General features: G+C 68.1%; 16 protein-coding genes. 10 read left to right on the top strand and 6 right to left on the bottom strand.

Annotated elements, in window-relative coordinates; genetic code table 11:
* Positions 1-64: 64 nt before the first annotated feature.
* On the bottom strand, positions 65-1,807 hold the full coding sequence (locus PcP3B5_RS28075; protein ID WP_009613606.1) for a potassium/proton antiporter: 1,743 nt from the start codon (positions 1,805-1,807) through the stop codon (positions 65-67).
* A 418-nt stretch (positions 1,808-2,225) separates the two neighbouring features.
* Positions 2,226-4,043 carry an acyl-CoA dehydrogenase gene (locus PcP3B5_RS28070; protein ID WP_058070728.1) on the bottom strand — a complete coding sequence of 606 codons (1,818 nt, stop codon included), beginning with the start codon at positions 4,041-4,043 and terminating at the stop codon, positions 2,226-2,228.
* A 133-nt stretch (positions 4,044-4,176) separates the two neighbouring features.
* On the opposite strand from PcP3B5_RS28070, the gene PcP3B5_RS28065 reads away from it, so the two are divergent.
* Positions 4,177-5,025 carry a 23S rRNA (adenine(2030)-N(6))-methyltransferase RlmJ gene (locus PcP3B5_RS28065; protein WP_058488163.1) on the top strand — a complete coding sequence of 283 codons (849 nt, stop codon included), beginning with the start codon at positions 4,177-4,179 and terminating at the stop codon, positions 5,023-5,025.
* Positions 5,026-5,243: 218 nt separating this feature from the next.
* On the opposite strand, the gene msrA is transcribed toward PcP3B5_RS28065, so the two are convergent.
* The 4 genes from msrA to aceE form a co-directional block, all read right to left on the bottom strand.
* Positions 5,244-5,891, bottom strand: a complete 648-nt coding sequence (gene msrA, locus PcP3B5_RS28060) for a peptide-methionine (S)-S-oxide reductase MsrA (protein ID WP_043268492.1) — start codon at positions 5,889-5,891, stop codon at positions 5,244-5,246.
* Between the two features lie 82 nt (positions 5,892-5,973).
* Entirely contained in the window at positions 5,974-8,661 is a 2,688-nt protein-coding gene (locus PcP3B5_RS28055) for a putative bifunctional diguanylate cyclase/phosphodiesterase (protein WP_043316982.1), read from the bottom strand.
* A 299-nt stretch (positions 8,662-8,960) separates the two neighbouring features.
* Entirely contained in the window at positions 8,961-10,610 is a 1,650-nt protein-coding gene (gene aceF / locus PcP3B5_RS28050; RefSeq protein WP_061562987.1) for a dihydrolipoyllysine-residue acetyltransferase, read from the bottom strand.
* An 11-nt stretch (positions 10,611-10,621) separates the two neighbouring features.
* On the bottom strand, positions 10,622-13,270 hold the full coding sequence (gene aceE / locus PcP3B5_RS28045) for a pyruvate dehydrogenase (acetyl-transferring), homodimeric type (protein WP_009613590.1): 2,649 nt from the start codon (positions 13,268-13,270) through the stop codon (positions 10,622-10,624).
* 243 nt (positions 13,271-13,513) lie between these two features.
* On the opposite strand from aceE, the gene glnE reads away from it, so the two are divergent.
* The 9 genes from glnE to PcP3B5_RS28000 all read left to right on the top strand — a co-directional run bounded on the left by glnE (position 13,514) and on the right by PcP3B5_RS28000 (position 24,587).
* A complete protein-coding gene (glnE, locus tag PcP3B5_RS28040) occupies positions 13,514-16,462 on the top strand; it encodes a bifunctional [glutamate--ammonia ligase]-adenylyl-L-tyrosine phosphorylase/[glutamate--ammonia-ligase] adenylyltransferase (RefSeq protein ID WP_009613589.1) in 2,949 nt (982 codons plus the stop codon).
* 82 nt (positions 16,463-16,544) lie between these two features.
* On the top strand, positions 16,545-17,468 hold the full coding sequence (gene ilvE, locus PcP3B5_RS28035; protein ID WP_043316973.1) for a branched-chain-amino-acid transaminase: 924 nt from the start codon (positions 16,545-16,547) through the stop codon (positions 17,466-17,468).
* A gap of 80 nt (positions 17,469-17,548) precedes the next feature.
* Positions 17,549-18,583: a lipopolysaccharide heptosyltransferase II gene (gene waaF / locus PcP3B5_RS28030; RefSeq protein WP_061562986.1), complete on the top strand. Its 1,035-nt coding sequence runs from the start codon at positions 17,549-17,551 to the stop codon at positions 18,581-18,583.
* Positions 18,580-19,647, top strand: a complete 1,068-nt coding sequence (waaC, locus tag PcP3B5_RS28025; RefSeq protein WP_061562985.1) for a lipopolysaccharide heptosyltransferase I — start codon at positions 18,580-18,582, stop codon at positions 19,645-19,647. The genes waaF and waaC overlap by 4 nt, the downstream gene beginning before the upstream one ends.
* Positions 19,644-20,765 carry a glycosyltransferase family 4 protein gene (locus PcP3B5_RS28020; RefSeq protein ID WP_061562984.1) on the top strand — a complete coding sequence of 374 codons (1,122 nt, stop codon included), beginning with the start codon at positions 19,644-19,646 and terminating at the stop codon, positions 20,763-20,765. The genes waaC and PcP3B5_RS28020 overlap by 4 nt, the downstream gene beginning before the upstream one ends.
* 48 nt (positions 20,766-20,813) lie before the next feature.
* Complete coding sequence (rfaP, locus tag PcP3B5_RS28015) at positions 20,814-21,620, top strand: lipopolysaccharide core heptose(I) kinase RfaP (protein ID WP_043268509.1); 807 nt, start codon at positions 20,814-20,816, stop codon at positions 21,618-21,620.
* Complete coding sequence (locus PcP3B5_RS28010; protein WP_043268510.1) at positions 21,620-22,354, top strand: lipopolysaccharide kinase InaA family protein; 735 nt, start codon at positions 21,620-21,622, stop codon at positions 22,352-22,354. Before rfaP ends, PcP3B5_RS28010 begins: the two co-directional genes overlap by 1 nt.
* On the top strand, positions 22,351-23,106 hold the full coding sequence (locus tag PcP3B5_RS28005; protein ID WP_009613575.1) for a lipopolysaccharide kinase InaA family protein: 756 nt from the start codon (positions 22,351-22,353) through the stop codon (positions 23,104-23,106). The genes PcP3B5_RS28010 and PcP3B5_RS28005 overlap by 4 nt, the downstream gene beginning before the upstream one ends.
* On the top strand, positions 23,103-24,587 hold the full coding sequence (locus PcP3B5_RS28000) for a lipopolysaccharide kinase InaA family protein (RefSeq protein WP_061562983.1): 1,485 nt from the start codon (positions 23,103-23,105) through the stop codon (positions 24,585-24,587). Before PcP3B5_RS28005 ends, PcP3B5_RS28000 begins: the two co-directional genes overlap by 4 nt.
* The last annotated feature ends 469 nt before the right edge of the window (positions 24,588-25,056 follow it).

The raw sequence follows: 25,056 nt of genomic DNA, 5'->3' as shown, positions 1-25,056 counted from the left end.
CGGCCGACGCGCCGCCGCGGAGGGGGCGTGGGCTGGCTTGGCTAGCGTCCGTGGAGGTGGTCTGTCAGAGGAACAATCCGGGGCCCGGGCGACCTTCGGGGAATTTGACCCCCACCTTGCGGATCTTGTTCCCGTCCAGGGCGGCCACGGTCCAGGTCAGGCCGTTCCACTCCACCTGGTCGCCGATGATCGCCTGGCCGCCGATCTGCTGGGCGATGAAGCGGCCCAGGTTCTGCTCGCCGTCGACGCCGTCGAGCTTGAGGCCGTAGAGCGAGGCCACCGCCGAGAGCTGGGCGTCGCCCTCCAGCACGAAGTCGCCGAAGAAGCGCGCGCCCAGGCCGCGGTCCGGGGCCTGGCTGAACAGCTTGCCGAGGGCCGACAGGTCGTGCTCGTGGCCGATCACGCAGAGGATGTCGTCGGCCTCCAGGATGGTGCTGCCGGAGGGGTGCAGCAGCTGGGTGCCGCGGAACAGCGCGGCGATGCGGGTGCCCTCGGGCATCTTCAGCTCGCGCAGGGCCGCGCCTATGCACCACTTTTCCTTGCTCAGGTGGTAGACGAACAGCTCCCACTCGCTGGTCGGGTGCACTTCCAGGCCGGCGCGGGAGATCGGCGCCGGGTCCGGCGGCACCACCACGCGCAATAGCTTGGCGGCCCAGGGCAGGCTGGTGCCCTGCACCAGCAGCGAGATCAGCACGATGAAGAAGGCCACGTTGAAGAACAGCTGGGCGTTGGGCAGCCCGGCCATCAGCGGGAACACCGCGAGGATGATCGGCACCGCGCCGCGCAGGCCGACCCAGGCGATGAACACCTTCTCGCGGCCATGGAAGGCGCGGAACGGCGCCAGGCCCACCAGCACCGACAGCGGCCGGGCGAAGAGGATCATCCACAGCGCCAGGCCCAGGGCCGGCAGGGCGATGGGCCAGAGGTCGTGGGGCGTGACCAGCAGGCCGAGAACCAGGAACATGCCGATCTGCGCCAGCCAGGCCATGCCGTCGAGCATGTGCAGGATGCCGTGGCGCGAGCGGATCGGCTGGTTGCCCAGCACCAGGCCGCACAGGTAGATGGCCAGGATGCCGCTGCCGTGCACGGCGTTGGACAGGGCGAAGATCAGCAGGCCGCCGCTGATCGCCAGCAGCGGGTAGAGGCCGCTGGCCAGCTGCATGCGGTTGATCATCTGCAGCAGCAGCCAGCCGCCGCCCAGGCCGAGCACGGCGCCGATGCCGAACTCGCGCAGGAAGTGGGCCAGGAAGCTCCAGCTCATCTCGCTCTGGCCGTGGGCGAGCATGTCGATCAGGGTGACGGTGAGGAACACCGCCATGGGGTCGTTGCTGCCCGACTCGATTTCCAGGCTGGCGGTGACCCGCTCGTTGAGGCCCTTGCCGCCGAGCAGGGAGAACACCGCCGCGGCGTCGGTGGAGCCGACGATGGCGCCGATCAAGAGGCCCTCCATCCAGCTCAGCTTGAACAGCCAGGCGGCGGCCAGGCCGGTGAGCCCGGCGGTGATCAGCACGCCCACCGTGGCCAGCGACAGCGCCGGCCAGAGCGCCACGCGGAAGCTCGCCACGCGGGTGCGCAGGCCGCCGTCGAGGAGGATCACCGCCAGCGCCAGGTTGCCCACCAGGTAGGCCATGGGGTAGTTGGAGAAGCCGATGCCGCCGGGGCCGTCGGTGCCGGCGACCATGCCCACGGCGAGGAAGATGACCAGGATCGGGATGCCCAGGCGCGAGGACAGCGAGCTGACCAGGATGCTCATGCCCACCAGCACCGCGCCCACCAGGAAATAGGTGTTGATCGAGACGGCATCCAAGGCGGCGGATCTCCTGGCGGGGCGAGGGGGGAAGCGGCGGCGTTGACGGGAAGGATGCAGGCCGCATGCCAAGGGATTCTAACCTGCGGATTTGCAAGGCTGTCAAAGGCTAATTGCAGTGCCTTTCAGCGAGCTTTCAGGGGGCCTTTCATCGATGCCGGATCCCCCTGTAGGAGCGAGCTTGCTCGCGAACCGCCGAAGGTTCCAGGATGACGCCTGGCTTCCCGCGCATGCCGATCGGCCCCCTCTCCCTTCAGGGAGAGGGTTGGGGAGAGGGGCGGAGCCCAACCCGGCACACCGTTGCAACCGGGATACTCCGTTCGCGAGCAAGCTCGCTCCTACGAAAGGCAGCCTGTCGCCAGGGTTTGGCCCATAAAAAAGCCCCGGACGTGACCGGGGCTGGAAGGGGCAGGCGGGACTAGAACCAGGCGTCCCGCATGCTGGAACAGGTGTCGTCGCGGGCTTCGAGCAGGGCCAGCTCGTGGTGGCAGGACGGCACTTCCCAGGTCAGGAAGTAGCGCGCCGCCTGCAGCTTGCCTCGGTAGAAGTCCTCGTCGGCGGGGTTGCCCCCGCCGTTGTGGAGCAGGGCCAGGCCTTCCTCGGCGCGGATCGCCTGTTCCAGCCAGCGCCAGCCGATGACGGTGTGGCCGAACGCCTTCAGGTACAGCGCCGAGTTGGCCAGGCCCTGGGCCACCTTGCCCTGCATCAGGTCGCCAAGCAGCGCCAGGGTCACTTCCGACAGGCGCGCCAGCAGTTGCTCCAGCGGCTGGCGCAGGGCGTCCAGCGACGGGTAGGCCCGGGCGCGTTCGCAGGCCTGGTGGATCAGGCGCGTCAGCTGCTTGAGGCCGGCTCCGCCGTTCTGGCTGAGCTTGCGGCCCAGCAGGTCCAGCGACTGGATGCCGTGGGTGCCTTCGTGGATGGGGTTCAGGCGGTTGTCGCGGTAGTACTGCTCCACCGGGTATTCGCGGGTGTAGCCGTGGCCGCCGAGGATCTGGATGGCCAGTTCGTTGGCCTTCAGGCAGAACTCCGAGGGCCAGGACTTGACGATCGGGGTGAGCAGGTCGAGCAGCTCGTGGGCCTGCTTGCGCGCCTCCTCGGTGGGCAGCGTCTCGCAGTCGTCCACCAGGCGCGCGGCGTACAGGCCGAGGTCGAAGGCGCCCTCGACGTAGGCCTTCTGCGTCAGCAGCATGCGCTTGACGTCGGCGTGCTCGATGATCGACACCTGCGCCGAGGTCGGGTCCTTGGCGTCCACCGGGCGGCCCTGGGGACGCTCGCGGGCGTATTCCAGGGAGTACAGGTAGCCGGCGTAGCCGAGCATGATGGCGCCCATGCCGACGCCGATGCGCGCCTCGTTCATCATCTGGAACATGTAGGCCAGGCCGTGGTGCGGCTTGCCCACCAGGTAGCCGACGCAGTCGCCGTTGTCGCCGAAGTTCAGCGCGGTGGAGGTGGTGCCGCGCCAGCCCATCTTGTGGAACAGCCCGGCCAGGGCCACGTCGTTGCGCTTGCCGAGGCTGCCGTCCGGGTTCACCAGGAACTTGGGCACGATGAACAGCGAGATGCCCTTCACCCCGGGCGGCGCATCCGGCAGCTTGGCCAGCACCATGTGGACTATGTTTTCCGAAAGCGGGTGATCGCCGCCGGAGATGAAGATCTTGTTGCCGCGGATGCGGTAGCTGCCGTCGGCGTGGGGTTCGGCGCGGGTGCGGATGTCGGCCAGGGACGAGCCGGCGTGGGGTTCGGTCAGGGCCATGGTGCCGAAGAAGCGGCCTTCGATCATCGGCTGCAGGAACAGGCGCTTCTGCTCCTCGTCGCCGAAGGACTCGATCAGGTGGCTGGAGCCCATGCTCAGCATCGGGTAGGACGAAGTGGCGATGTTGGCCGACTGGAAGTGCGCGAAGCAGGCGCGCGACAGCAGGTGCGGCAACTGCATGCCTCCCTGTTCGAAGCTGCGCGAGGCATTCTGGAAGCCGGCTTCGTTGAAGGCGTCCACCGCCGGCTTGACCTCGGGGATCAGCACCGCGGCGCCGTCCACGTACTGCGGCTCGTGCTCGTCGTTCTTGCGGTTGTGCGGGGCGAACAGCTCCTCGGCGATGCCGCGGGCAGTGGCCAGGGCGGCGTCGAAGGTCTCGCGGTTGTGGTCGGCGAAACGTTCGCGCTGGGTCAGGGCCTCGGCGTCGAGCACTTCGTAGAGCTCGAAGGCGAGGTTGCGGGAGCTGAGCAGGGTCTCGGACATGGTCGGCCTCCAGGGGAATGGCCGCAGTCTAGTCTGGTGAATGAAGCAGGCACAGCAACATCCATGAGCGTGATAAAGGCCTAAAACAATGCCGGTGCAGCTAAACTGCACGCCCCCAAGGAGTCTGCCGTCCATGAACTACCGCCACGCCTACCACGCCGGCAACCACGCCGACGTCCTCAAGCACCTGGTCCTGTCGCGGATCTTCGCCCTGATGGTGCGCAAGGACACGCCCTTCGCCTTCCTCGACAGCCATTCGGGCATCGGCCTGTACGACCTGCAGGGCGACGAGGCCAGCCGCACCGGCGAGTGGGAAGCGGGCATCGGCCGCCTGTGGCAGCTCGACGAGGTGCCGGAGCTGGCGGCGGACTACATGGAAGTGGTGCGCGCGCTGAACCCCGACGGCGAACTGCAGTACTACCCCGGCTCGCCCGAGCTGGCGCGGCGCCTGACGCGCTCCCAGGACCGCGTGCACCTGAACGAGCTGCACCCGGAGGACGGCCGCCTGCTCAAGGCCAACATGGGCGGCGAGCGGCGCATCGCCGTGCACCAGAACGACGGCTGGCTGCTGCCGCGGGCGCTGCTGCCGGTGCCGGAAAAGCGCGGGGTGCTGCTGATCGACCCGCCCTTCGAGGAGGCCGACGAACTGGAACGCTGCGTCATCGCCCTGGAAGAGGCCATCGGGCGCATGCGCCAGACGGTGGTGGCGATCTGGTACCCGATCAAGGACGAGCGCCAGCTCAGGCGCTTCTACCAGGGCCTGGAACGCAGCAAGGCGCCCAAGCTGCTGCGCGTCGAACTGCTGGTGCACCCGGCGGACAGCGCCGACCGCCTCAACGGCTCCGGCCTGGCCATCGCCAACCCGCCGTGGCCGCTGGAGGAAGAACTGCGCGAGCTGCTGCCCTGGCTGGCCGAGGTGCTGGCGCAGAGCGAAGGTGGCTGGCGGCTGGATTGGCTGGTGGAAGAAGGGCGCTCTTCGTAGGCGCGGACCTTGTCCGCGATAGCCGGGGGTTCCGGCGCGTTTCGCGGATAAGATCCGCTCCTACGCCGACCCACACCGCTCCCATGTAGGAGCGCGCCCTGCGCGCGAATCGCAGGCAGGGCCTGCTCCTACAGGTTTCCGTGGGGCGCCTATCCATCCGTCCGCGATCCGGCCGCAGGCCGGCGCCATCGCGGATGAATCCGCTCCTACGGGTCGCGTTATGCCGGCAGGCACACTCCGGTGCCGCGCAGGCCGCAGTAGCCGTTGGGGTTCTTCGCCAGGTACTGCTGGTGGTAGGCCTCGGCGTAGTAGAACGGCGGCACTTCGCGGATTTCGGTGGTGATCTCGCCGTAGCCGCCGGCGCTGAGCTCCTTCTGGTAGGCGGCGCGGCTGGCCTCTACGGCGGCTTTCTGCGCCTGGTCGTACCAGTAGATGGCCGAGCGGTACTGGGTGCCGGTGTCGTTGCCCTGGCGCATGCCCTGGGTCGGGTCGTGGGACTCCCAGAACACCTTGAGCAGCTGCTCCAGGCTGGTCTGCTGCGGGTCGAACACCACCAGCACCACTTCGCTGTGCCCGGTCAGGCCGGAGCAGACCTCGTCGTAGGTGGGGTTGGGCGTCAGGCCGCCGGCGTAGCCCACGGCGGTGACCCACACCCCCGGCTGCTGCCAGAAGCGCCGCTCGGCGCCCCAGAAGCAGCCCAGGCCGAGGACGATCTGCTGCAGGCCGCCGGGGAACGGCGGGCACAGCGGATGGCCGTTGACGTAGTGGGTTTCCGGCACCGGCATTGGCGCTTCACGGCCGGGCAGGGCCTGGGCCTGGGTGGGCAGTTCCTGCTTGTTGACGAGTATCTGCGAGCGAAGGGTCATGGCCTGGGTCTCCTTTGTCCGGATGGCGATAGACGCGCGAAGACCCTGGAGATTACAGCCTTTGTGCGGGCTGTGGAGCTTTTCACTCGCCGCGGCAGGGATAGCGCTGCAGGCTGCTGGCCAACTGGGCGCCGGGGATCGGCTTGTCGAACAGGTAGCCCTGGCCGATGTCGCAGCGGTTGCGCCGCAGGAAGGCCAGCTGGGCGGCGGTCTCGACGCCTTCGGCGACCACCTGCAGTTTGAGGTTGTGGGCCATGGCGATCACCGCCGAGGTGATTTCCATGTCGTCCTGGTTGTCCGGGATGTCCTTGATGAAGCTGCGGTCGATCTTGATGACGTCGATGGGGAATTTCTTCAGGTAGCTCAGCGACGAGTAGCCGGTGCCGAAGTCGTCCATGGCCAGGGTCAGGCCCAGCTGCTTGAGGCGTTCCAGTTGCTGCTTGGTGTCGGCGGTGGCGTCCAGCAGCAGGCTTTCGGTCAGCTCCAGTTCGAGGCGCCCGGCCGGCACCTGTTCCTCGTGGAGGATGGCGGCGATGGAGCCGACCAGGTCGGGGTCGCTGAACTGCTTGGGCGACAGGTTGATGGCGATGTTGAGGTCGCCCAGGCCGTTTTCCGCCAGCTCGCGGCCCATGCGGCAGGCCTCGCGGATCACCCATTTGCCGATGGGGATGATCAGCCCGGTTTCCTCGGCCACGCTGATGAACTGGTCCGGGCGGATCATGCCCTTCTCCGGGTGCTGCCAGCGCAGCAGCGCCTCCAGGCCCAGCAACTGGCCGCTGCGCAGGCACAGCTTGGGCTGGTAGTGCACCGCCAGTTCGTTCTGCACCAGGGCGCGGCGCAGGTTGTTCTCGACGAACAGCTTGTGGCTGGCCTCGGCGGTCATTTCCTCGGTGAAGGTCTGCAACTGGTGCTTGCCGTTGGCCTTGGCCTTGTGCAGGGCCAGGCCGGCGTTCTTCATCAGCGTCTGCGGGTCATGGCCGTGCTGCGGCGCGTAGGCCAGGCCGATGGAGCCGGTGATGTTGATCAACTGGTTGTCGACGAACAGCGGCTTGTCGAGCACGTCGAGAATCTGCGCCGCCACCCGCTCGCCGCGGCCGGGGCTGGATTCCTCCAGCAGCACGGCGAATTCGTTGCTGGCGAAGCGCGCCAGGGTGGTGCCGTCCACCAGGCTGCTGCGCAGGCGCCGGGCCAGGCTGGCCAGGAGCTTGTCGCCGGTCTGGTGGCCGAGGCTGTCGTTGATCCGCTTGAAGTTGTCGATGTCCACCAGCAGCAGGCCCAGGGGCGGGCCGGAGCCGGCGCGCAGGCGCTCTTCGAGCACGTTGATGAAGTAGTGCCGGTTGGCCAGGCCCGTGAGGTTGTCGCGGTAGGCGAGCTTCTCGATGTGCTGCTGGGCCAGCTTGCTCTGGGTGATGTCTTCGTAGATGCCGATGTAGTGGGTCAGCTCGCCGTCGTCGGCGTAGACCTTGGACAGCGACAGCTGCCCCCAGTAGGGCTCGAGGTTCTTGCGCCGGCTGCGGAACTCGCCCTGCCAGCTGTTCTGGTTGACCAGGGTGGAGCGCGCGTCGAACAGCAGTTCGCTGAGGTTGGCCAGGGCCGGCACCTCGGCCAGGCGGCGGCCGCGCACTTCGTCGGCGCCGTACTGGGTGATGGCGGTGAAGCTGGGGTTGACGTATTCGATGACGCCGTCGCGGTCGATCAGCAGGAAGGCGCTGGCGCTCTGCTCGACGGCGCGCTGGAACAGGTGCAGGGCGCTGGAGGCGCTGCGCCGCTCGTGGTTCATCAGCACCTGGGCGTACTGGTCGGCCAGCTCGCCGGCGAAGGCGATCTCGTCGCTCTGCCACAGGCGCACTTCGCCGATGTGCTCCAGGCAGAGCACGCCGACCACCTCGCCGCCGACGCGGATGGTGGCGTCGAGCATGGCGCTGATGCCCTGCGGGCGCAGGTAGGCCTCGGCCAGCTCGCGGGTGCGCGGGTCCTGGAGGACGTTGTGGGCGTCGATGGCGCGGCCGCTGTTGATGGCCTCCAGGTAGTTGGGGTAGCGGCTGGCGTCGAAGCCGCGCGGCAGCTCGAACTGGTCGATGTCGCGGCGGTAGACGGCGATCGGCTCCATGTGGTCGTCGGCGGTCAGACGCCAGATGCCGGCGCGGGCCACGTCGTAGGCCTCGCTGGCGGCCTGGGCGATCAGTTGCGCGGCTTCCAGCAGCGGGTCGCTGGACTGGTAGCGGTGCCGCGCCAGGCGCACGATCAGGTTCTGCTGGGCGCGCGAGCGCACCAGGTGCTGCAGGTGCTCGTCCTGGGAGCGCTGGTACATCTCCAGGGACATCTGCAGGCGCAGGTTCTGTTCCGCCAGCTCGCCCTGGGTTTCCTGGCGGGCGCCTTCTTCGTCCTGCAGCAGGTAGCCGTGGAGCAGCTGGCGGCCGCGCTGCTGGAAGGCCTCGCCGACTTCCAGCAGGTTCAGCACGCCGCGGGGCGTGTGCAGGGCGTAGCGCACCTGGTAATGGGCATGTTCCACCAGTTGCTGCTGGATCTGTTCGTGCAGGCGGTGCCGTGCCTCGGGTTCCATCAGGCTAGCGTAGGGGGCATCGAGCAGGCCGCAGAGCTCGGCGGCGGGCACGCCGAAGGCGCGCTCGCAGGCCGGGTCGAGGAACAGCAGGGTCCAGCTCGGTTCATTCAACCGCTCGAAGCGCAGCAGCCCCAGCCGCGACGGGACGGGGAGCTGGGTGACAGCCTCGACCGCCGGGCGATTGGCGGTATCGGGATGACTCTTCATGCTCGGCGGTTTTCCACTACTGGGCGAGGTACTTTGCCTCGGCCGACTTCTGTTGGGCGAAGGCAAGGGTGCATGATGCGGTTTTGTCTGACAAGCAATGCCTGTATCGGCGGGACCGGGAGGATTTTGAGCGGCATGCGCGGTGCCGTTGATCGGAGAATGCCATGGGTAGTGGCTGTTTGCCATTATTGCGGCCGGCGCGAATAAAAAAAGCCCCGTCATCCGACAGGGCTGGAGAGAACGAGCGTGGCGTGCTCGTTGGTAGAAAGCGATCGGCCCCCGAATGGGGGCCGATGCGGTTACAGCAGCAGGGTGCGGATATCGCCGAGCAGCTCGCCCAGGCGCTTGGTGAAGCGCGCGGCGGCGGCGCCGTTGATCACCCGGTGATCGTAGGACAGCGACAGCGGCAGCATCAGACGCGGCTGGAAGGCCTTGCCGTCCCACACCGGCTGCATGGTCGCCTTGCTCACGCCCAGGATCGCCACTTCCGGCGCATTGACGATCGGCGTGAAGCCGGTGCCGCCGATGTGGCCGAGGCTGGAGATGGTGAAGCAGGCGCCCTGCATGGCGTCGGCCGAGAGCTTCTTGGTGCGCGCCTTTTCCGCCAGTTCGGCGGCTTCGGCGGCCAGCTGCAGCAGGCTCTTGCGGTCGACGTCGCGGATCACCGGCACCAGCAGGCCGTCCGGGGTGTCCACGGCGAAGCCGATGTGCACGTACTTCTTGCGGATCAGCGCCTTGCCGCTGGGGGCCAGGGAGCTGTTGAAGTCCGGCAGTTCCCTGAGCAGGTGGGCGCAGGCCTTGAGCAGGATCGGCAGCACGGTCAGCTTGACGCCGGCCTTCTCGGCGGCGGCCTTCTGCGCGACGCGGAAGGCTTCCATGTCGGTGATGTCCGACTGGTCGAACTGGGTCACGTGGGGCACGTTCAGCCAGCTGCGGTGCAGGTTGGCGGCGCCGACCTGCATCAGGCGGGTCATGGCCACTTCTTCCACTTCGCCGAACTTGCTGAAGTCCACTTCCGGAATCGGTGGGATGCCCGCGCCGCCAGTGGCGCCGGCCGGGGCCGACTTGGCGCGCTGCAGCTGTTCCTTGACGAACAGTTGCACGTCTTCCTTGAGGATGCGGCCTTTCGGGCCGGTGGCCTTCACCTCGGCCAGCTCGACGCCGAACTCCCGGGCCAGCATGCGCACGGCAGGGCCGGCATGGACCTTGGCGCCGTCGCGGCTGGGCGCGCCGACCGGGGCCGGGGTTTCGGCCTTGGCGGCCGGAGCCGGGGCCGCGGCAGCCGGAGCGGCCGGAGCAGCAGCCGGAGCCGGAGCCGGAGCCGGCGCGGCGGCCGGTTGTTCGGCGGCGGCCGGGGCAGCGGCGCCCGCGACCTTGAGCTTGAGGATCAGGTCGCCGGTGCCGACTTCGTCACCGACCTTGATCGACACGCTTTCCACCACACCGGCAGCCGGCGAGGGGATTTCCATGCTGGCCTTGTCCGACTCCAGGGTGATCAGCGACTGGTCGGCCTCGACCGTGTCGCCGGCTTGCACCATGACCTCGATGACGCTGGCCTTGCCCGCCGAGCCGATGTCCGGGACGGCGATGTCCTGGACGCTGGCCGCTGCCGCCGGGGCGGCGGCAGGCGCGGGTGCGGCGGCCGGGGCCGGAGCCTCGGCCTTGGGCGCTTCGGCAGCCGGGACGGGCGCCGCGGCCGGAGCCTCGGCTGCGCCACCCTCGACTTCCAGCTCGAGAATCTCGTCGCCTTCCTTCAGGGTGTCGCCCACCTTGACCTTCAGGCTCTTCACCACGCCAGCCTTGGGCGAGGGGATTTCCATGCTGGCCTTGTCGGATTCCAGAGTCAGCAGGCTCTGGTCGGCCTCGACCTTGTCGCCGACCTTGACCAGCAGTTCGATGACGTCACCCTGACCGTTGCCGATGTCGGGTACGCGGATCAGCTCGCTCACAATGCGTCTCCTCAGCAGTCCAGCGGGTTGCGTTTTTCCGGGTCGATACCGAGCTTGGCGATGGCCTCGGCCACCACCTTGGCGTCGATGTCGCCACGGTCGGCCAGGGCTTCCAGCGCGGCCAGGACGACCCAGCGGCGGTCCACTTCGAAGAAGTCACGCAGCTTGCGACGGCTGTCGCTGCGGCCGAAGCCGTCGGTGCCCAGGACCTTGTACTCCTTGCTCGGCACCCACTGGCGGATCTGCTCGGCGTACAGCTTCATGTAGTCGGTGGAGGCGATGACCGGGCCCTTGCGGCCGCCCAGGCATTCCTCGACGTAGCTCAGCTTGGGCTTCTGGCCCGGGTGCAGGCGGTTCCAGCGCTCCACGGCCAGGCCGTCGCGGCGCAGTTCGTTGAAGCTGGGGACCGACCAGACGTCGGCGCCGATGCCGAAGTCCTCGCGGAGGATCTTCGCCGCGGCTTCCACTTCGCGCAGGATGGTGCCCGAGCCCAGCAGCTGCACGTGGTGAGCGGCGTCCTTCTTGTCCTCGTCGAGCAGGTACATGCCCTTGATGATGCCTTCCTCCACGCCCTTGGGCATGGCCGGCTGGACGTAGTTCTCGTTCATCACGGTGATGTAGTAGAAGATGTCCTGCTGCTCTTCGATCATCTGCCGCGCGCCTTCGCGGATGATCACCGCCAGCTCGTAGGCGTAGGTCGGGTCGTAGGTGCGGCAGTTGGGAATGGTCGAGGCCAGGATGTGGCTGTGGCCGTCCTCGTGCTGCAGGCCTTCGCCGTTCAGGGTGGTGCGCCCGGCGGTGCCGCCGACCAGGAAGCCGTGGGCGCGGCTGTCGCCGGCGGCCCAGGCCAGGTCGCCGATGCGCTGGAAGCCGAACATCGAATAGAAGATGTAGAACGGCAGCATCGGCTGGTTGTGGGTGGAGTACGAGGTGCCGGCGGCGATCCAGCTGGACATGGCGCCGGCCTCGTTGATGCCTTCCTCGAGGATCTGGCCCTTCTTGTCCTCGCGGTAGAACATCACCTGGTCCTTGTCCACCGGCTCGTACAGCTGGCCGACGGAGGAATAGATGCCGAGCTGGCGGAACATGCCTTCCATGCCGAAGGTACGGGCTTCGTCGGGCACGATCGGCACGATGCGCGGGCCGAGCTCCTTGTCCTTGACCAACTGCGAGATGATCCGCACGAAGGCCATGGTGGTGGAGATTTCGCGGTCGCCCGAGCCGTCGAGGATGGCCTTGAGGGTGTCCAGCGGGGGAACCGGGACCTGGAAGCTCTTCTGCCGGCGCACCGGCATGTAGCCACCCAGGGCGGCGCGGCGCTCGGCCAGGTACTTGGCCTCGGCGCTGCCTTCTTCGGGGCGGTAGAACGGCAGGTTTTCCAGGTCGGCATCCTTGATCGGGATGTCGAACTTGTCGCGGAACGACTTCAGGCTCTCGACGTCGACCTTCTTGACGTTGTGCGCGATGTTCTTCGCTTCGCCCGAACCCGTGCCATAGCCCTTGATGGTCTTGGCCAGGATGACGGTCGGCTGGCCCTTGTGGTTGACCGCCTGGTGGTAGGCCGCATAGACCTTGTAGGGGTCGTGGCCGCCACGGTTGAGCTTCCAGATTTCCTCGTCGGAGAGGTCCTTGACCATCTCCAGCAGCTCCGGACGCGCACCGAAGAAGTGCTCGCGCACGTAGGCGCCGTCTTTCGCCTTGTAGTTCTGGTATTCGCCGTCGATGACTTCATCCATGCGCGCCTGCAGCAGGCCGGCGGTGTCCTTGGCGAACAGCGGGTCCCAGAAGCGGCCCCAGATGACCTTGTTGACGTTCCACTCGGCGCCGCGGAACACGCCTTCGAGTTCCTGGATGATCTTGCCGTTGCCGCGAACCGGGCCGTCGAGGCGCTGCAGGTTGCAGTTGATGACGAAGATCAGGTTGTCCAGCTTCTCGCGGCCGGCCAGGGAGATGGCGCCCAGGGATTCGGGCTCGTCGCACTCGCCGTCGCCCATGAAGCACCAGACCTTCTGCTTGCCGGCGGGGATGAAGCCGCGGCTCTCCAGGTACTTCATGAAGCGCGCCTGGTAGATCGCCTGGATCGGGCCCAGGCCCATGGACACGGTGGGGAACTGCCAGAAGTCCGGCATCAGCCAGGGGTGCGGGTAGGAGGACAGGCCGTGGCCGTCCACTTCCTGGCGGAAGTTGTTCAACTGGTCTTCGCTGATGCGCCCTTCGAGGAAGGCGCGGGCGTACACGCCGGGGGAGGCGTGGCCCTGGAAGAACACCAGGTCGCCGCCGTGTTCTTCGGTCGGGGCCTGGAAGAAGTAGTTGAAGCCGATGTCGTAGAGCGTCGCCGAGGAAGCGAAGGAGGAGATGTGGCCGCCCAGATCCGGGTCGTGCTTGTTCGCCTTCATCACCATGGCCAGCGCGTTCCAGCGCACCAGCGAGCGAATGCGGCGTTCCATGAACAGGTCGCCGGGCATGCGTGCTTCGTGGGTCACCGGGATGGTGTTGCGGTAGGGCGTGGTGATGGCGTAGGGCAGTTGGGTGCCGGACCGGCTGGCCAGCTCGCCCATGCGGGTCATCAGGTAGTGGGCGCGGTCTTCACCTTCACGGTCCAGGACCGATTCCAGGGCGTCCAGCCATTCCTGGGTTTCGACGGGATCAAGGTCTTGCATGGCTTGCTCCAGGGCGGAAAGGCTTCCAGAATCGAAAGCCAGTAGATCGTTGCCGATAGCAGCGCCGGCCTCGTGGGCGACGCCGCGAATTCTTGGAAGTGCACCGGGGGTGGTTCCGGCGGGTTGTAGTTTTACTACAAAACGCGACTGGATACAGCCCTTGGGCGAAAAAAGTTAGTAGTAAAACTACAGGCGCCCGAATGGCGGGGCTTCCGCGGGGTTGCCGTTCATCAGGATCGATGCATGACTCTGCCGTCCCGGGCCGCCTTGCCGGCCACCTTGAAGCCCCTCGCCGAGCGCGCGGGGCAGACCTTCAGCACCGCCGTAGCCGATCTTCCCGCCGAAAACGCCGCCCTTTATGAGCAGTGGTCCGCCGAGCGCCACGCCGACTTCGCCCAGGTCTGCGCCGCCAGCGACTTCGTCGCCGAGCAGGCGGCGCGCGATGCCGCGGGCTTTCTCGAGCTGGTGGCCAGCGGCCAGCTGGACCGGCCGCTGGAGCGCGGCGAGATGCGCGCGCAACTGGAGGCGCTGCTGGCCGACTGCGCCGACGAGGACGAACTGGGCCGCCGCCTGCGCCGCTTCCGCCGGCGCCAGCAGATACGCATCGTCTGGCGCGACCTGACCCGCGGCAGCGACCTGGCCGGCACCTGCCGCGACCTTTCCGACCTCGCCGACAACTGCATCGACCTGGCCTACCGCTGGCTCTACGAAAGGCACTGCCAGCAATTCGGCACCCCCATCGGCCACCGCTCCGGCCTGCCGCAGCAACTGGTGGTGCTGGGCATGGGCAAGCTGGGCGCCGGCGAGCTGAACCTGTCCTCGGACATCGACCTGATCTTTGGCTACCCCGAGGGCGGCGAGACCCAGGGCGCCCGCCGCGCCCTGGACAACCAGGAGTTCTTCACCCGCCTGGGGCAGAAGCTGATCAAGGCGCTGGATGCGATCACCGTCGAAGGTTTCGTCTTCCGCGTCGACATGCGCCTGCGCCCCTACGGCTCCAGCGGCCCGCTGGTGCACAGCTTCGCCGCGCTGGAGCAGTACTACCAGGACCAGGGCCGCGACTGGGAACGCTACGCCATGATCAAGGCGCGGGTGGTCGGCGGCGACCAGGACGCCGGTCAGCGCCTGCTGGAGCTGCTGCGGCCGTTCGTCTACCGGCGCTACCTGGACTTCTCGGCCATCGAGGCGCTGCGCAGCATGAAGCAGCTGATCCAGCAGGAAGTGCGGCGCAAGGGCATGAGCGAGAACATCAAGCTCGGCGCCGGCGGCATCCGCGAGGTGGAGTTCATCGCCCAGGCCTTCCAACTGATCCACGGCGGCCGCGACCTGAGCCTGCAGCAGCGGCCGCTGCTGCGGGTGCTGGCGACCCTCGAAGGGCAGGGCTACCTGCCGCCGCAGGTGGTCGCCGAGCTGCGCGAGGGCTACCAGTTCCTGCGCTACGCCGAGCATGCCCTGCAGGCCATCGACGACCGGCAGACGCAGATGCTGCCGGAGGACGAGCTGTCGCGCATCCGCGTCGCCTTCATCATGGGCTTCGCCAACTGGTCGGCGTTCCACGAGGCGATCAACCACTGGCGCGAGCGCGTCGACTGGCACTTCCGCCAGGTGATCGCCGACCCCGACGAGGACGAGAGCGGCGAGAACGAGGGCGCCACCCCTGGCGCCGAGTGGCTGCCGCTGTGGGAAGAGCAGATGGACGAGGAATCCGCCTGCCGGCAACTGGCCGAGGCCGGGTTCGCCGAGCCGGCGGCGGCCTTCAAGCGGCTCATCGACCTGCGTCACGGCAACCAGGTGCGCGCCATGCAGCGCCTGGGCCGCGAGCGCCTGGACGCCTTCGTCCCGCGGCTGCTGAACATGCTCGCCGAGCACGAGAAGCCGGACCTGACCCTGGAGCGCGTGCTGCCCCTGGTGGAGGCGGTGGCGCGGCGCTCGGCCTACCTGGTACTGCTCACCGAGAACCCCGGCGCCCTGGAGCGCCTGCTGACGCTGTGCGCGGCCAGCCCGATGGTGGCCGAGCAGATCGCCAAGTTCCCCATTCTGCTGGACGAGCTGCTTAATGAAGGGCGCCTGCTCAGCCCGCCGCAGGCGCCGGAGCTGATCGCCGAGCTGCGCGAGCGGCTGATGCGCATCCCCGAGGACGACCTCGAACAGCAGATGGAGACCCTCCGTCACTTCAAGCTGGCCCACGGCCTGCGCGTGGTGGCCTCGGAGATCGCCGGCACCCTGCCGCTGATGAAGGTCAGCGACTACCTGACCTGGCTCGCCGAGGCCATCCTCGAACAGGTCCTGGCCCTGGCCTGGCACCAGCTGGTGCAGCGCCACGGCCGGCCGCTGCGCGCCGACGGCACGCCTTGCGACACCGACTTCATCATCGTCGGCTACGGCAAGGTCGGCGGCCTGGAGCTGGGCCACGGCTCGGACCTGGACCTGGTGTTCATCCACGACGGCGACCCGCAGCGCGAGACCGACGGCGCCAAGCCCATCGACGGTTCGCAGTTCTTCACCCGCCTGGGGCAGAAGATCATCCACTTCCTGACTACCCAGACCACTTCCGGCGCGCTCTACGAGGTGGACATGCGCCTGCGCCCCAGCGGCGCCGCCGGCCTGCTGGTGAGTTCGCTGGCGGCTTTCCAGGCCTACCAGCAGAACGAGGCCTGGACCTGGGAACACCAGGCCCTGGTGCGCGCCCGCGTGTTGGCCGGCAGTGCGCGGGTGGCCGAGGCCTTCGAGGGCATCCGCGCCGCGGTGGTGGGGCGCCATCGCGACCTGGCCGAGCTGCGCCGGGAAGTCAGCGAGATGCGCGCGAAGATGCGCGACAACCTGGGCACCCCCGCGACCGCCGCCGGCACCGCGCCGAATGCCTTCGAAGCCGCGGCGCCCTTCGATCTCAAGCAGGATGCCGGTGGTATCGTCGATATCGAATTTATGGTGCAATATGCGGCCCTTGCCTGGTCGTGGCAGCACCCTGGGTTGCTGCAGTTCACCGACAACATCCGCATCCTGGAAGGGTTGGAGCGGGCTGGCCTGATCGCCAGCGAGGACGTCCGTTTCCTGCAGGAGGCCTACAAGGCCTATCGCGCAGCCGCGCACCGTCTGGCGCTGCAGAAACAGCCAGGGGTAGTGGGCGGCGACCGTTTCCATGAAGAACGCCGCGGAGTGATGCGGATCTGGCGCGAGCTCGAGCTCGCCTGATCCCGGGCAGTACGCACAGGTCGCCGGCGGGGCTGGGTTCCGCGGCGACCGGACGACGAATTTCTGTGAGGAGCTGGCAAATATGTCGATGGCCGATCGTGATGGCGTGATCTGGTATGACGGCGAACTGGTGCAGTGGCGCGACGCGACCACCCACGTTCTGACCCACACCCTGCACTACGGCATGGGCGTGTTCGAGGGTGTGCGCGCCTACAACACCCCGCAGGGCACCGCGATCTTCCGCCTGCAGGCCCACACCGACCGTCTCTTCGACTCGGCGCACATCATGAACATGAAGATGCCGTTCACCAAGGAAGAGATCAACGAAGCGACCCGCGCCGCGGTCCGCGAGAACAACCTGGAAAGCGCCTACATCCGCCCGATGGTGTTCTACGGAAGCGAAGGCATGGGCCTGCGCGCCGCCGGCCTGAAGGTCCACGTGATCGTCGCCGCCTGGCACTGGGGCGCCTACATGGGCGACGACGCCCTGGAGCAGGGCATCAAGGTGCGCACCAGCTCCTTCACCCGCCACCACGTGAACATCTCCATGACCCGCGCCAAGTCCAACGGCGCCTACATCAACTCGATGCTGGCCCTGCAGGAAGCCATCTCCGGCGGCGCCGACGAGGCCATGATGCTGGACCCCGAAGGCTACGTGGCCGAGGGCTCGGGCGAGAACATCTTCATCATCAAGGACGGCGTGATCTACACCCCGGAAGTCACCGCCTGCCTGAACGGCATCACCCGCAACACCGTGCTGACCCTGGCCGACGAGCTGGGCATCAAGGTGGTGGAGAAGCGCATCACCCGCGACGAGGTGTACATCGCCGACGAGGCCTTCTTCACCGGCACCGCCGCCGAAGTCACCCCGATCCGCGAGGTGGATGGCCGGCAGATCGGCATCGGCCGCCGCGGCCCGGTGACCGAGCGACTGCAGAAGGCCTACTTCGATCTGGTCACCGGCAAGACCAGCGCCCATCCGGAGTGGCGCACTCTGGTCAAATGAGCCGGAAGCTGGAAGCCTGAAGTCGGAAGCCAACGCGGTTCCAGACAGGCTTCCAGCTTCGAGCTTTCAGCCTCCAGCTTATGAACATTCTGATCGTAGGTCCCTCCTGGGTCGGCGACATGGTGATGGCGCAGACGCTCTTCGAGTGCCTGAAGCGCGAACACCCCGACTGCCAGATCGACGTGCTGGCGCCCGACTGGAGCCGGCCGATCCTCGAACGCATGCCCGAAGTGCGCCAGGCCCTGAGCTTCCCGCTCGGCCACGGCGTGCTCGACATCGCCGCGCGCCGGCGCATCGGCAAATCCCTGGCCGGCCGGTACGACCAGGCCATCCTCCTGCCCAACTCGCTCAAGTCCGCGCTGGTGCCGTTCTTCGCCGGCATTCCCAGGCGCACCGGCTGGAAGGGCGAGATGCGCTACGGCCTGCTCAACGACGTGCGCAAGCTCGACAAGGCGCGCTACCCGCTGATGATCGAGCGCTTCATGGCCCTGGCCTACCCGCCGGGCGCCGAGCTGCCCAAGCCCTACCCGCAGCCGCGCCTGGCCATCGACCCGGCCAGCCGCGACGCGGCCCTGGCCAAGTTCGGTCTGAGCCTGGACCGCCCGGTGCTGGCGCTGTGCCCCGGCGCCGAGTTCGGCGAAGCCAAGCGCTGGCCGGCGGAGTTCTATGCCAAGGTCGCCGAGGCGAAGATCCGCGCCGGCTGGCAGGTGTGGATCTTCGGCTCGAAGAACGACCACCCCGGCGGCGAGGACATCCGCTCGCGGCTGATCCCCGGCCTGCGCGAGGAGTCGGTCAACCTCGCCGGCGGAACCGCCCTGGCCGAGGCCATCGACCTGATGTCCTGCGTATCCGCCGTGGTCAGCAACGACTCCGGCCTGATGCATGTGGCCGCCGCGCTGAACCGCCCGCTGGTGGCGGTCTACGGCTCCACCTCGCCGCAGTTCACCCCGCCGCTGGCCGATGCCGTGGAAATCGTCCGCCTGGGCCTGGAATGCAGCCCCTGCTTCGACCGCGTGTGCCGCTTCGGCCACTACAACTGCCTGCGCGAGCTGCCGCCGTCGATGGTGCTGCAGGCGCTCGACCGCCTGGTCGCGGACCCGGTCGACGTCGAATGAGGGTACTGCTGATCAAGACGTCGTCCCTGGGCGACGTCATCCATACCCTGCCGGCGCTCACCGACGCCGCCCGGGCCATCCCCGGCATCCAGTTCGACTGGGTGGTCGAGGAAGGCTTCGCCGAGATCCCGGCCTGGCACCCGGCGGTGGCCCAGGTCATCCCGGTGGCCATCCGGCGCTGGCGCAAGAACCTCTGGCAGACTCTGAAGAACGGCGAGTGGCGGCGTTTCAAGAAGCGCCTGCGCGAGGTCGACTACGACCTGGTGATCGACGCCCAGGGTCTGCTCAAGAGCGCCTGGCTGACGCGCTACGCGAAGAAGGTGCCGGTCGCCGGGCTGGACAGGGAATCCGCGCGCGAGCCGGCGGCCAGCCGCTTCTACGACCGCGGCTACCCGGTCGCCTGGGGCCAGCACGCGGTGGAGCGCGTGCGCCAGCTGTTCGCCCAGGCGCTGGACTACCCGCTGCCAACGGGCGTCGGCGACTACGGCCTGGACCGCGGCCTGCTGATCGACGGGAGCGCCGGCGAGCCTTATCTGGTGTTCCTGCACGGCACCACCTGGGTCACCAAGCACTGGCCCGAGGCCTACTGGCGCGAGCTGGCCGAACGCATGGGCGAGCGCGGCTGGTCGGTGCGCCTGCCCTGGGGCAACGACAACGAGCGCCAGCGCGCCGAGCGCATCGCCCAGGGCTTGGAAAACGCCTCGGTGCTCCCCAGGTTATCCCTCGCAGGCATGGCCAAGGTCCTGGCCGGCGCTTCCGCCTGCGTGGCGGTGGACACCGGGCTCGGGCACCTGGCCGCCGCCCTGGACGTGCCGACGCTGTCGCTGTTCGGCCCGACCAATCCCGGGCTGACCGGCGCCTACGGGCGTTCCCAGGTGCACCTGGCCAGCGACTGGCCCTGCGCACCCTGCCTGCAGAAGACCTGCACCTACCAGCCGACGGCCGAAGACAAGCGCCAGTTCGACCTGCGGCAAGAGCAGCCCCTGTGCTTCACGCGCCTGAACCCGCAGCGCGTGGCGCTGCAACTGGAGGCGCTGCTGCTGGCCCCGGAGACGCTTCGATGAAACTGGCTTTCGTCCTGTACAAGTACTTCCCCTTCGGCGGGTTGCAGCGCGACTTCATGCGCATCGCCCTGGAATGCCAGAAGCGTGGCCATTCCATTCGCGTCTACACGCCGATCTGGGAGGGCGAGGTGCCGCCCGGCTTCGACGTGCGCGTGGCGCCGGTCAAGGCGCTGTTCAACCATCGCCGCAACGAGAAATTCAGCGCCTGGCTGGCCGCCGACCTTGCGCGCGACCCGGTGGACCGGGTGGTCGGCTTCAACAAGATGCCCGGCCTTGACGTCTACTACGCCGCCGACGGCTGCTTCGAGGACAAGGCGCAGACCCTGCGCAACCCCATCTACCGCCGCTGGGGCCGCTACAAGCACTTCGCCGACTACGAGCGGGCGGTGTTCGCCCCCGAGTCGAAGACCGAGGTGCTGATGATCTCCGAGGTGCAGCAGCCGCTGTTCATCAAGCACTACCACACCCCGATCGAGCGCTTCCACCTGCTGCCTCCGGGCATCGCCCTGGACCGCCGCGCGCCGGCCAACGCCGCCGAGGTGCGCGCCGACTTCCGCCGCGAATTCAAGCTGGCCGACGACGACCTGCTGCTGGTGCAGATCGGCTCGGGCTTCAAGACCAAGGGCCTGGACCGCAGCCTCAAGGCCCTGGCGGCGCTGCCGCGGGACCTGCGCAGGCGCACCCGGCTGATCGCCATCGGCCAGGACGATCCCAAGCCCTTCCTGCTGCAGGTCAAGGCCCTGGGCCTGTCGGACCACGTGCAGATCCTCAAGGGCCGCAGCGACATCCCGCGCTTTCTGCTCGGCGCCGACCTGCTGATCCACCCGGCGTACAACGAGAACACCGGCACCGTGCTGCTGGAGGCGGTGGTCGCCGGGCTGCCGGTGCTGGTCACCGACGTCTGCGGCTACGCCCACTACATCGCCGAAGCCGATGCCGGCCGCGTGGTGCCGTCGCCCTTCGAGCAGGACGCCTTCAACCGCATGCTGGCGGAGATGCTCCGGGACGACGCGGCGCGCGCCGCCTGGTCGCGCAACGGCCTGGCCTTCGCCGACACGGCGGACCTGTACTCCATGCCGCAGCACGCCGCGGACGTGATCCTGCAGGAGCGCCCATGAACACCCCACTCCCCGGCTTCCCCGGGCTCCTACGAAAGGCGGGCGCCCATGAAGCTTGAGCTGCGCGAGCCGTTCAGGAGCCTGTGGGCCGGCAAGGACCCCTTCGTCGAGGTCGAGCGCCTGCAGGGCAAGGTCTACCGCGAGCTGGAAGGCCGCCGCACCCTGCGCACCGAGGTCGACGGCCGCGGCTACTTCGTCAAGATCCACCGCGGCATCGGCTGGGGCGAAATCTTCAAGAACCTGCTCAGCGCCAAGCTCCCGGTGCTCGGCGCCGGCCAGGAGCAGCGCGCCCTGGAGCGCCTGCACCAGGCCGGCGTGGCGACCATGACTGCGGTGGCCTACGGCGAGCGCGGCGGCGACCCGGCGCGCCAGCATTCCTTCATCGTCACCGAGGAACTGGCCCCCACCATCGACCTCGAACAGCTGTCGCTGAACTGGCTGCGCGAGCCGCCGCAGCCGCGCTTCAAGCGCGCGCTGATCGACGAAGTGGCGAAGATGGTCGGCACCATGCACCGCGCCGGGGTGAACCATCGCGACTGCTACATCTGCCACTTCCTGCTGCACACCGACCGCCCGCCGACGCCCGACGACCTGCGCCTGTCGGTGATCGACCTGCACCGCGCCCAGACCCGCGCCGCCACGCCGCGGCGCTGGCGCGACAAGGACCTGGCCGCGCTGTACTTCTCGGCGCTGGACATCGGCCTGACGCAACGCGACAAGCTACGCTTCCTGCGCGGTTACTTCCGCAAGCCCCTGCGCGACATCCTCCGCGAGGAGGCCGCTCTGCTCGCCTGGATGGAGCGCAAGGCCGCCAAACTCTACGATCGCAAGCAGCGCTACGGAGACCTGCTCTGATGTCGGGCTGGACCCTGGAACCCGCCTACAGCCACCTGTCCGCCGACTTCGGCAGCCTGGACGCGGTATTCGCCCTGCAGGGCGAGCGCCTGACCAAGGACCCCAAGTCCGAAGTGATCCGCGTCGAGCGCGACGGCGTGCGCTACTACGTCAAGCGCTACAACAGCGCCGGCAAGGGTTACCACCGCTACCTGGCGCGGCCGCGGATCAAGGCCGAGTGGCAGAACCTCAAGCAGTTCGCCAAGTGGGGCATCCCCACCGCCGAAGTGGTGGCCTGGGGCCTGGAGCGCAAGCACGGCGCCTTCGTCCGCGGCGCCATGGTCACCCGCGAAGTGCCGGGCACCGAGGACCTGGCCGCGCTGGCCCGGCGCGACGACCCGCGCCTGCGCGACCGCGCCTGGGTCGACCACGTCAGCCGGCAACTGGCGGCGCACACGCGGCTGATGCATGACCACCACTTCACCCACAATGACCTGAAGTGGCGCAACATCCTGGTCGACGCCGCCGGCACCGTGTATTTCATCGACTGCCCGATCGGCAACTACTGGGTCAGTTTCATGCTGCGCCATCGCGTGACCAAGGACCTGGCGACCTTGGACAAGGTGGCCAAGTACCACCTTTCCGCCACCCAGCGCCTGCGCTTCTACCTGCAGTACCGCCGGCGCGAGCGGCTGAACGCCTCGGACAAGGTCCGCGTGCGGCGCATCGCCCATTTCTACGAGGGACGCGAGTGAACGACTTCATCGCCGACGACGACCGCGAGCGCCTGCACAGCCAGGGCCTGGCCGACTTCGACGCGCTCTGGACGCTGCCGCTGGAGGCGGTGGACGAGCCCAACACCGAGCGCGGCGGCATGAGCTGCGTGTTCCGCCTGGAGCTGGACGGCGGCGCCTACTACCTCAAGCGGCAGAGCAACCACCTCACGCGCAGCCTGCTGCGCCCGGGCGGCGAGCCGACCTTCGCCCGCGAGTTCCGCAACATCCAGCGCTACCAGCAACTGGGCATCCCGGCGTTGCAGGCGGCCTTCTTCGGCGAACGCCGCGAGGGCGGCGAGCGCCGCGCCATCCTGGTGACCCGCGCGCTGGACGGCTGGCGCGATCTGGACGCCTGGCTGAAGGACTGGTCCGGCCTGCCGGCGGAGCGCCGCCAGGCCATCCTGCACGCCTGCGGCATGCTCGCCCGGCGCCTGCACGAGGCCGGGCAGATGCACGGCTGCTTCTATCCCAAGCACATTTTCCTGCGGGAGGCCGAGGACGGCTTCCAGGCCTGCCTGATCGACCTGGAGAAGACCCGCCCGCTGTGGTTCGGCCTGCGCGACCGCGTCAAGGACCTGGAACCGCTGCTGCGCCGCGCGCCTGACTGGAGCGAGGTGGACGTGCGTCAACTGCTCGCCGCCTACCTGGGCAGCGCGGCCAGCGGCGCCGAGGTGGACCACTGGTACAAGCGCCTGGGCGCGCGCCGGCGCAAGAAGGAGAAACGCGGGTGAGGCTGGGCGAGATGCGAAACGCCGGGCGCCAGCCGACGCTGCCGCTGCGGCTGGAACTGGCCGATGGCGCCGGCCCCGCCGAACTGCGCCTGGACAGCCTGCTGCGCGTGCTGCCGGGCCGGCGCTACGTCGGCGCCGGCGACTGGCGCGGGCGCCAGGTGTTGGCCAAGCTGCTGGTCGGCGGCAAGGCCGCGCGGCACTTCCAGCGCGAGCTGGCCGGCGTGCGCCTGCTCGCCGAGCAGGGCCTGACCACGCCGCTGCTGCTGGCCGACGGCCTGCGCGAAGGCGAGGGTGGCTGGCTGCTCTTCGAGTTCCTCGACGACGCCCACAGCCTGGGCGACGCCTGGCGCGCGGTGGAAGCTGAGCCGGCGCTGTCCGACGCCCAGCAGGCGGTGCTCGGCGAGGCCCTGGCGGCCATCGCCGAACTGCACGCCAAGGGCCTCTGGCAGGAAGACCTGCACCTGGACAACCTGCTGCGCCACGCCGGCCGCCTGTACCTGATCGACGGCGCCGGCATCCGCGCCGAGACGCCCGGCCAGCCGCTGTCGCGCAAGCACGTGCTGGAAAACCTCGGAGTGTTCTTCGCCCAACTGCCGGCCAGCCTCGACCCCTTCCTCGAAGAACTGCTGGTGCATTACCTGCTGGTCAACGGCGAGCACGCGCTGCCGCTGGAGGCCCTGCAGAAGGAGATCGCCCGGGTGCGCCGCTGGCGCGTGGCCGACCTGCTGAAGAAGATCGGCCGCGACTGCAGCCTGTTCAGCGTGCGCCGCGGCGCCTTCGGCCTGCGCGCGGTGCGCCGCGAGGAAGAAGCCGGCCTGGCGCCGCTGCTGGCCGAGCCGGACGCTTTCATTGACCGGGGGCATGTCTACAAGACCGGCGGTGCCGCTACCGTGGCGAAAGTGGAGCTGGATGGCCGCCCGCTGGTAGTCAAGCGTTACAACATCAAGAACCTGCTGCACTGGCTCAAGCGCTTCTGGCGCCCCAGCCGCGCCTGGGCCTCCTGGCGCGAGGGCAACCGTCTGGAAGCCCTCGGCATCGCCACCGCGAAACCCCTGGCGGTGCTGGAACGGCGCTGGCTGTGGCTGCGCGGGCCGGCCTTCCTGATTACCGATTACCTGGCCGGGCAGGATATAATTGCCCGTTTCAAACCCCATCTGGACGATCCGGACGGGGCCGGCATGCCGCCGGAGGCCGAACTCAAGGCCCTGGACAGCCTGTTCGCGGCGCTGCGGCGCGAGCGCATCAGCCACGGCGACCTCAAGGGCCATAACCTGTTCTGGCAGGGGGAAGGCGATGCGGGGCGCTGGGCGCTGATCGACCTCGACGCCATGCACAAGCACCACGGCCAGGCCAGTTTCGAGCGCGCCTATGCCCGCGACCGCGCACGTTTCCTGCGCAACTGGCCGCAAGGCAGCGCGCTGCACCGGTTGCTGGATGAGCGAATACCTAAGAGCAGCTGGAAGCTGGAAGCTGGAAGCTGAAAGCAAGAGCCTGGAGGTTGGCGCTGGTGTTTTGGGCTTCAAGCTTCCGGCTTCAAGCTTCCAACTGCTTCTAAGACAATTTATCCCAGCGTCAAGCCCGAGGCTTGACGCCGGAAGACGAAAGCCCCCAGGGGCTATGGCGAACACCGCTGTTGCTTCAAGCTTCCGGCTTCAAGCTTCCAGCTGCTTCTAAGACAATTTATCCCGGTTTCAAGCCCGAGGCTTGACGCCGGAAGACGAAAGCCCCCAGGGGCTATGGCGAACATCGCTGTTGCTTCAAGCTTCCGGCTTCAAGCTTCCAGCTGCTTCTAAGACAATTTATCCCGGTTTCAAGCCCGAGGCTTGACGCTGGAAGACGAAAGCCCCCAGGGGCTATGACGAACATCGCTGCTGCTTCAAGCTTCCGGCTTCAAGCTTCCAGCTGCTTCTAAGACAATTTATCCCAGCGTCGAGCCCGAGGCTTGACGCT

The sequence above is a fragment of the Pseudomonas citronellolis genome (genome assembly GCF_001586155.1).
Taxonomy (GTDB): domain Bacteria; phylum Pseudomonadota; class Gammaproteobacteria; order Pseudomonadales; family Pseudomonadaceae; genus Pseudomonas; species Pseudomonas citronellolis.
This window is presented reverse-complemented; position numbering and strand designations above follow the sequence as displayed.

Bases quoted from the DNA above. Each gene is read 5' to 3' on its own strand.
- PcP3B5_RS28070 (WP_058070728.1), bottom strand. From the start codon at position 4,043: ATGTCCGAGACCCTGCTCAGCTCCCGCAACCTCGCCTTCGAGCTCTAC.
- PcP3B5_RS28065 (WP_058488163.1), top strand. From the start codon at position 4,177: ATGAACTACCGCCACGCCTACCACGCCGGCAACCACGCCGACGTCCTC.
- msrA (WP_043268492.1), bottom strand. From the start codon at position 5,891: ATGACCCTTCGCTCGCAGATACTCGTCAACAAGCAGGAACTGCCCACC.
- PcP3B5_RS28055 (WP_043316982.1), bottom strand. From the start codon at position 8,661: ATGAAGAGTCATCCCGATACCGCCAATCGCCCGGCGGTCGAGGCTGTC.
- aceE (WP_009613590.1), bottom strand. From the start codon at position 13,270: ATGCAAGACCTTGATCCCGTCGAAACCCAGGAATGGCTGGACGCCCTG.
- glnE (WP_009613589.1), top strand. From the start codon at position 13,514: ATGACTCTGCCGTCCCGGGCCGCCTTGCCGGCCACCTTGAAGCCCCTC.
- ilvE (WP_043316973.1), top strand. From the start codon at position 16,545: ATGTCGATGGCCGATCGTGATGGCGTGATCTGGTATGACGGCGAACTG.
- waaF (WP_061562986.1), top strand. From the start codon at position 17,549: ATGAACATTCTGATCGTAGGTCCCTCCTGGGTCGGCGACATGGTGATG.
- waaC (WP_061562985.1), top strand. From the start codon at position 18,580: ATGAGGGTACTGCTGATCAAGACGTCGTCCCTGGGCGACGTCATCCAT.
- PcP3B5_RS28020 (WP_061562984.1), top strand. From the start codon at position 19,644: ATGAAACTGGCTTTCGTCCTGTACAAGTACTTCCCCTTCGGCGGGTTG.
- rfaP (WP_043268509.1), top strand. From the start codon at position 20,814: ATGAAGCTTGAGCTGCGCGAGCCGTTCAGGAGCCTGTGGGCCGGCAAG.
- PcP3B5_RS28010 (WP_043268510.1), top strand. From the start codon at position 21,620: ATGTCGGGCTGGACCCTGGAACCCGCCTACAGCCACCTGTCCGCCGAC.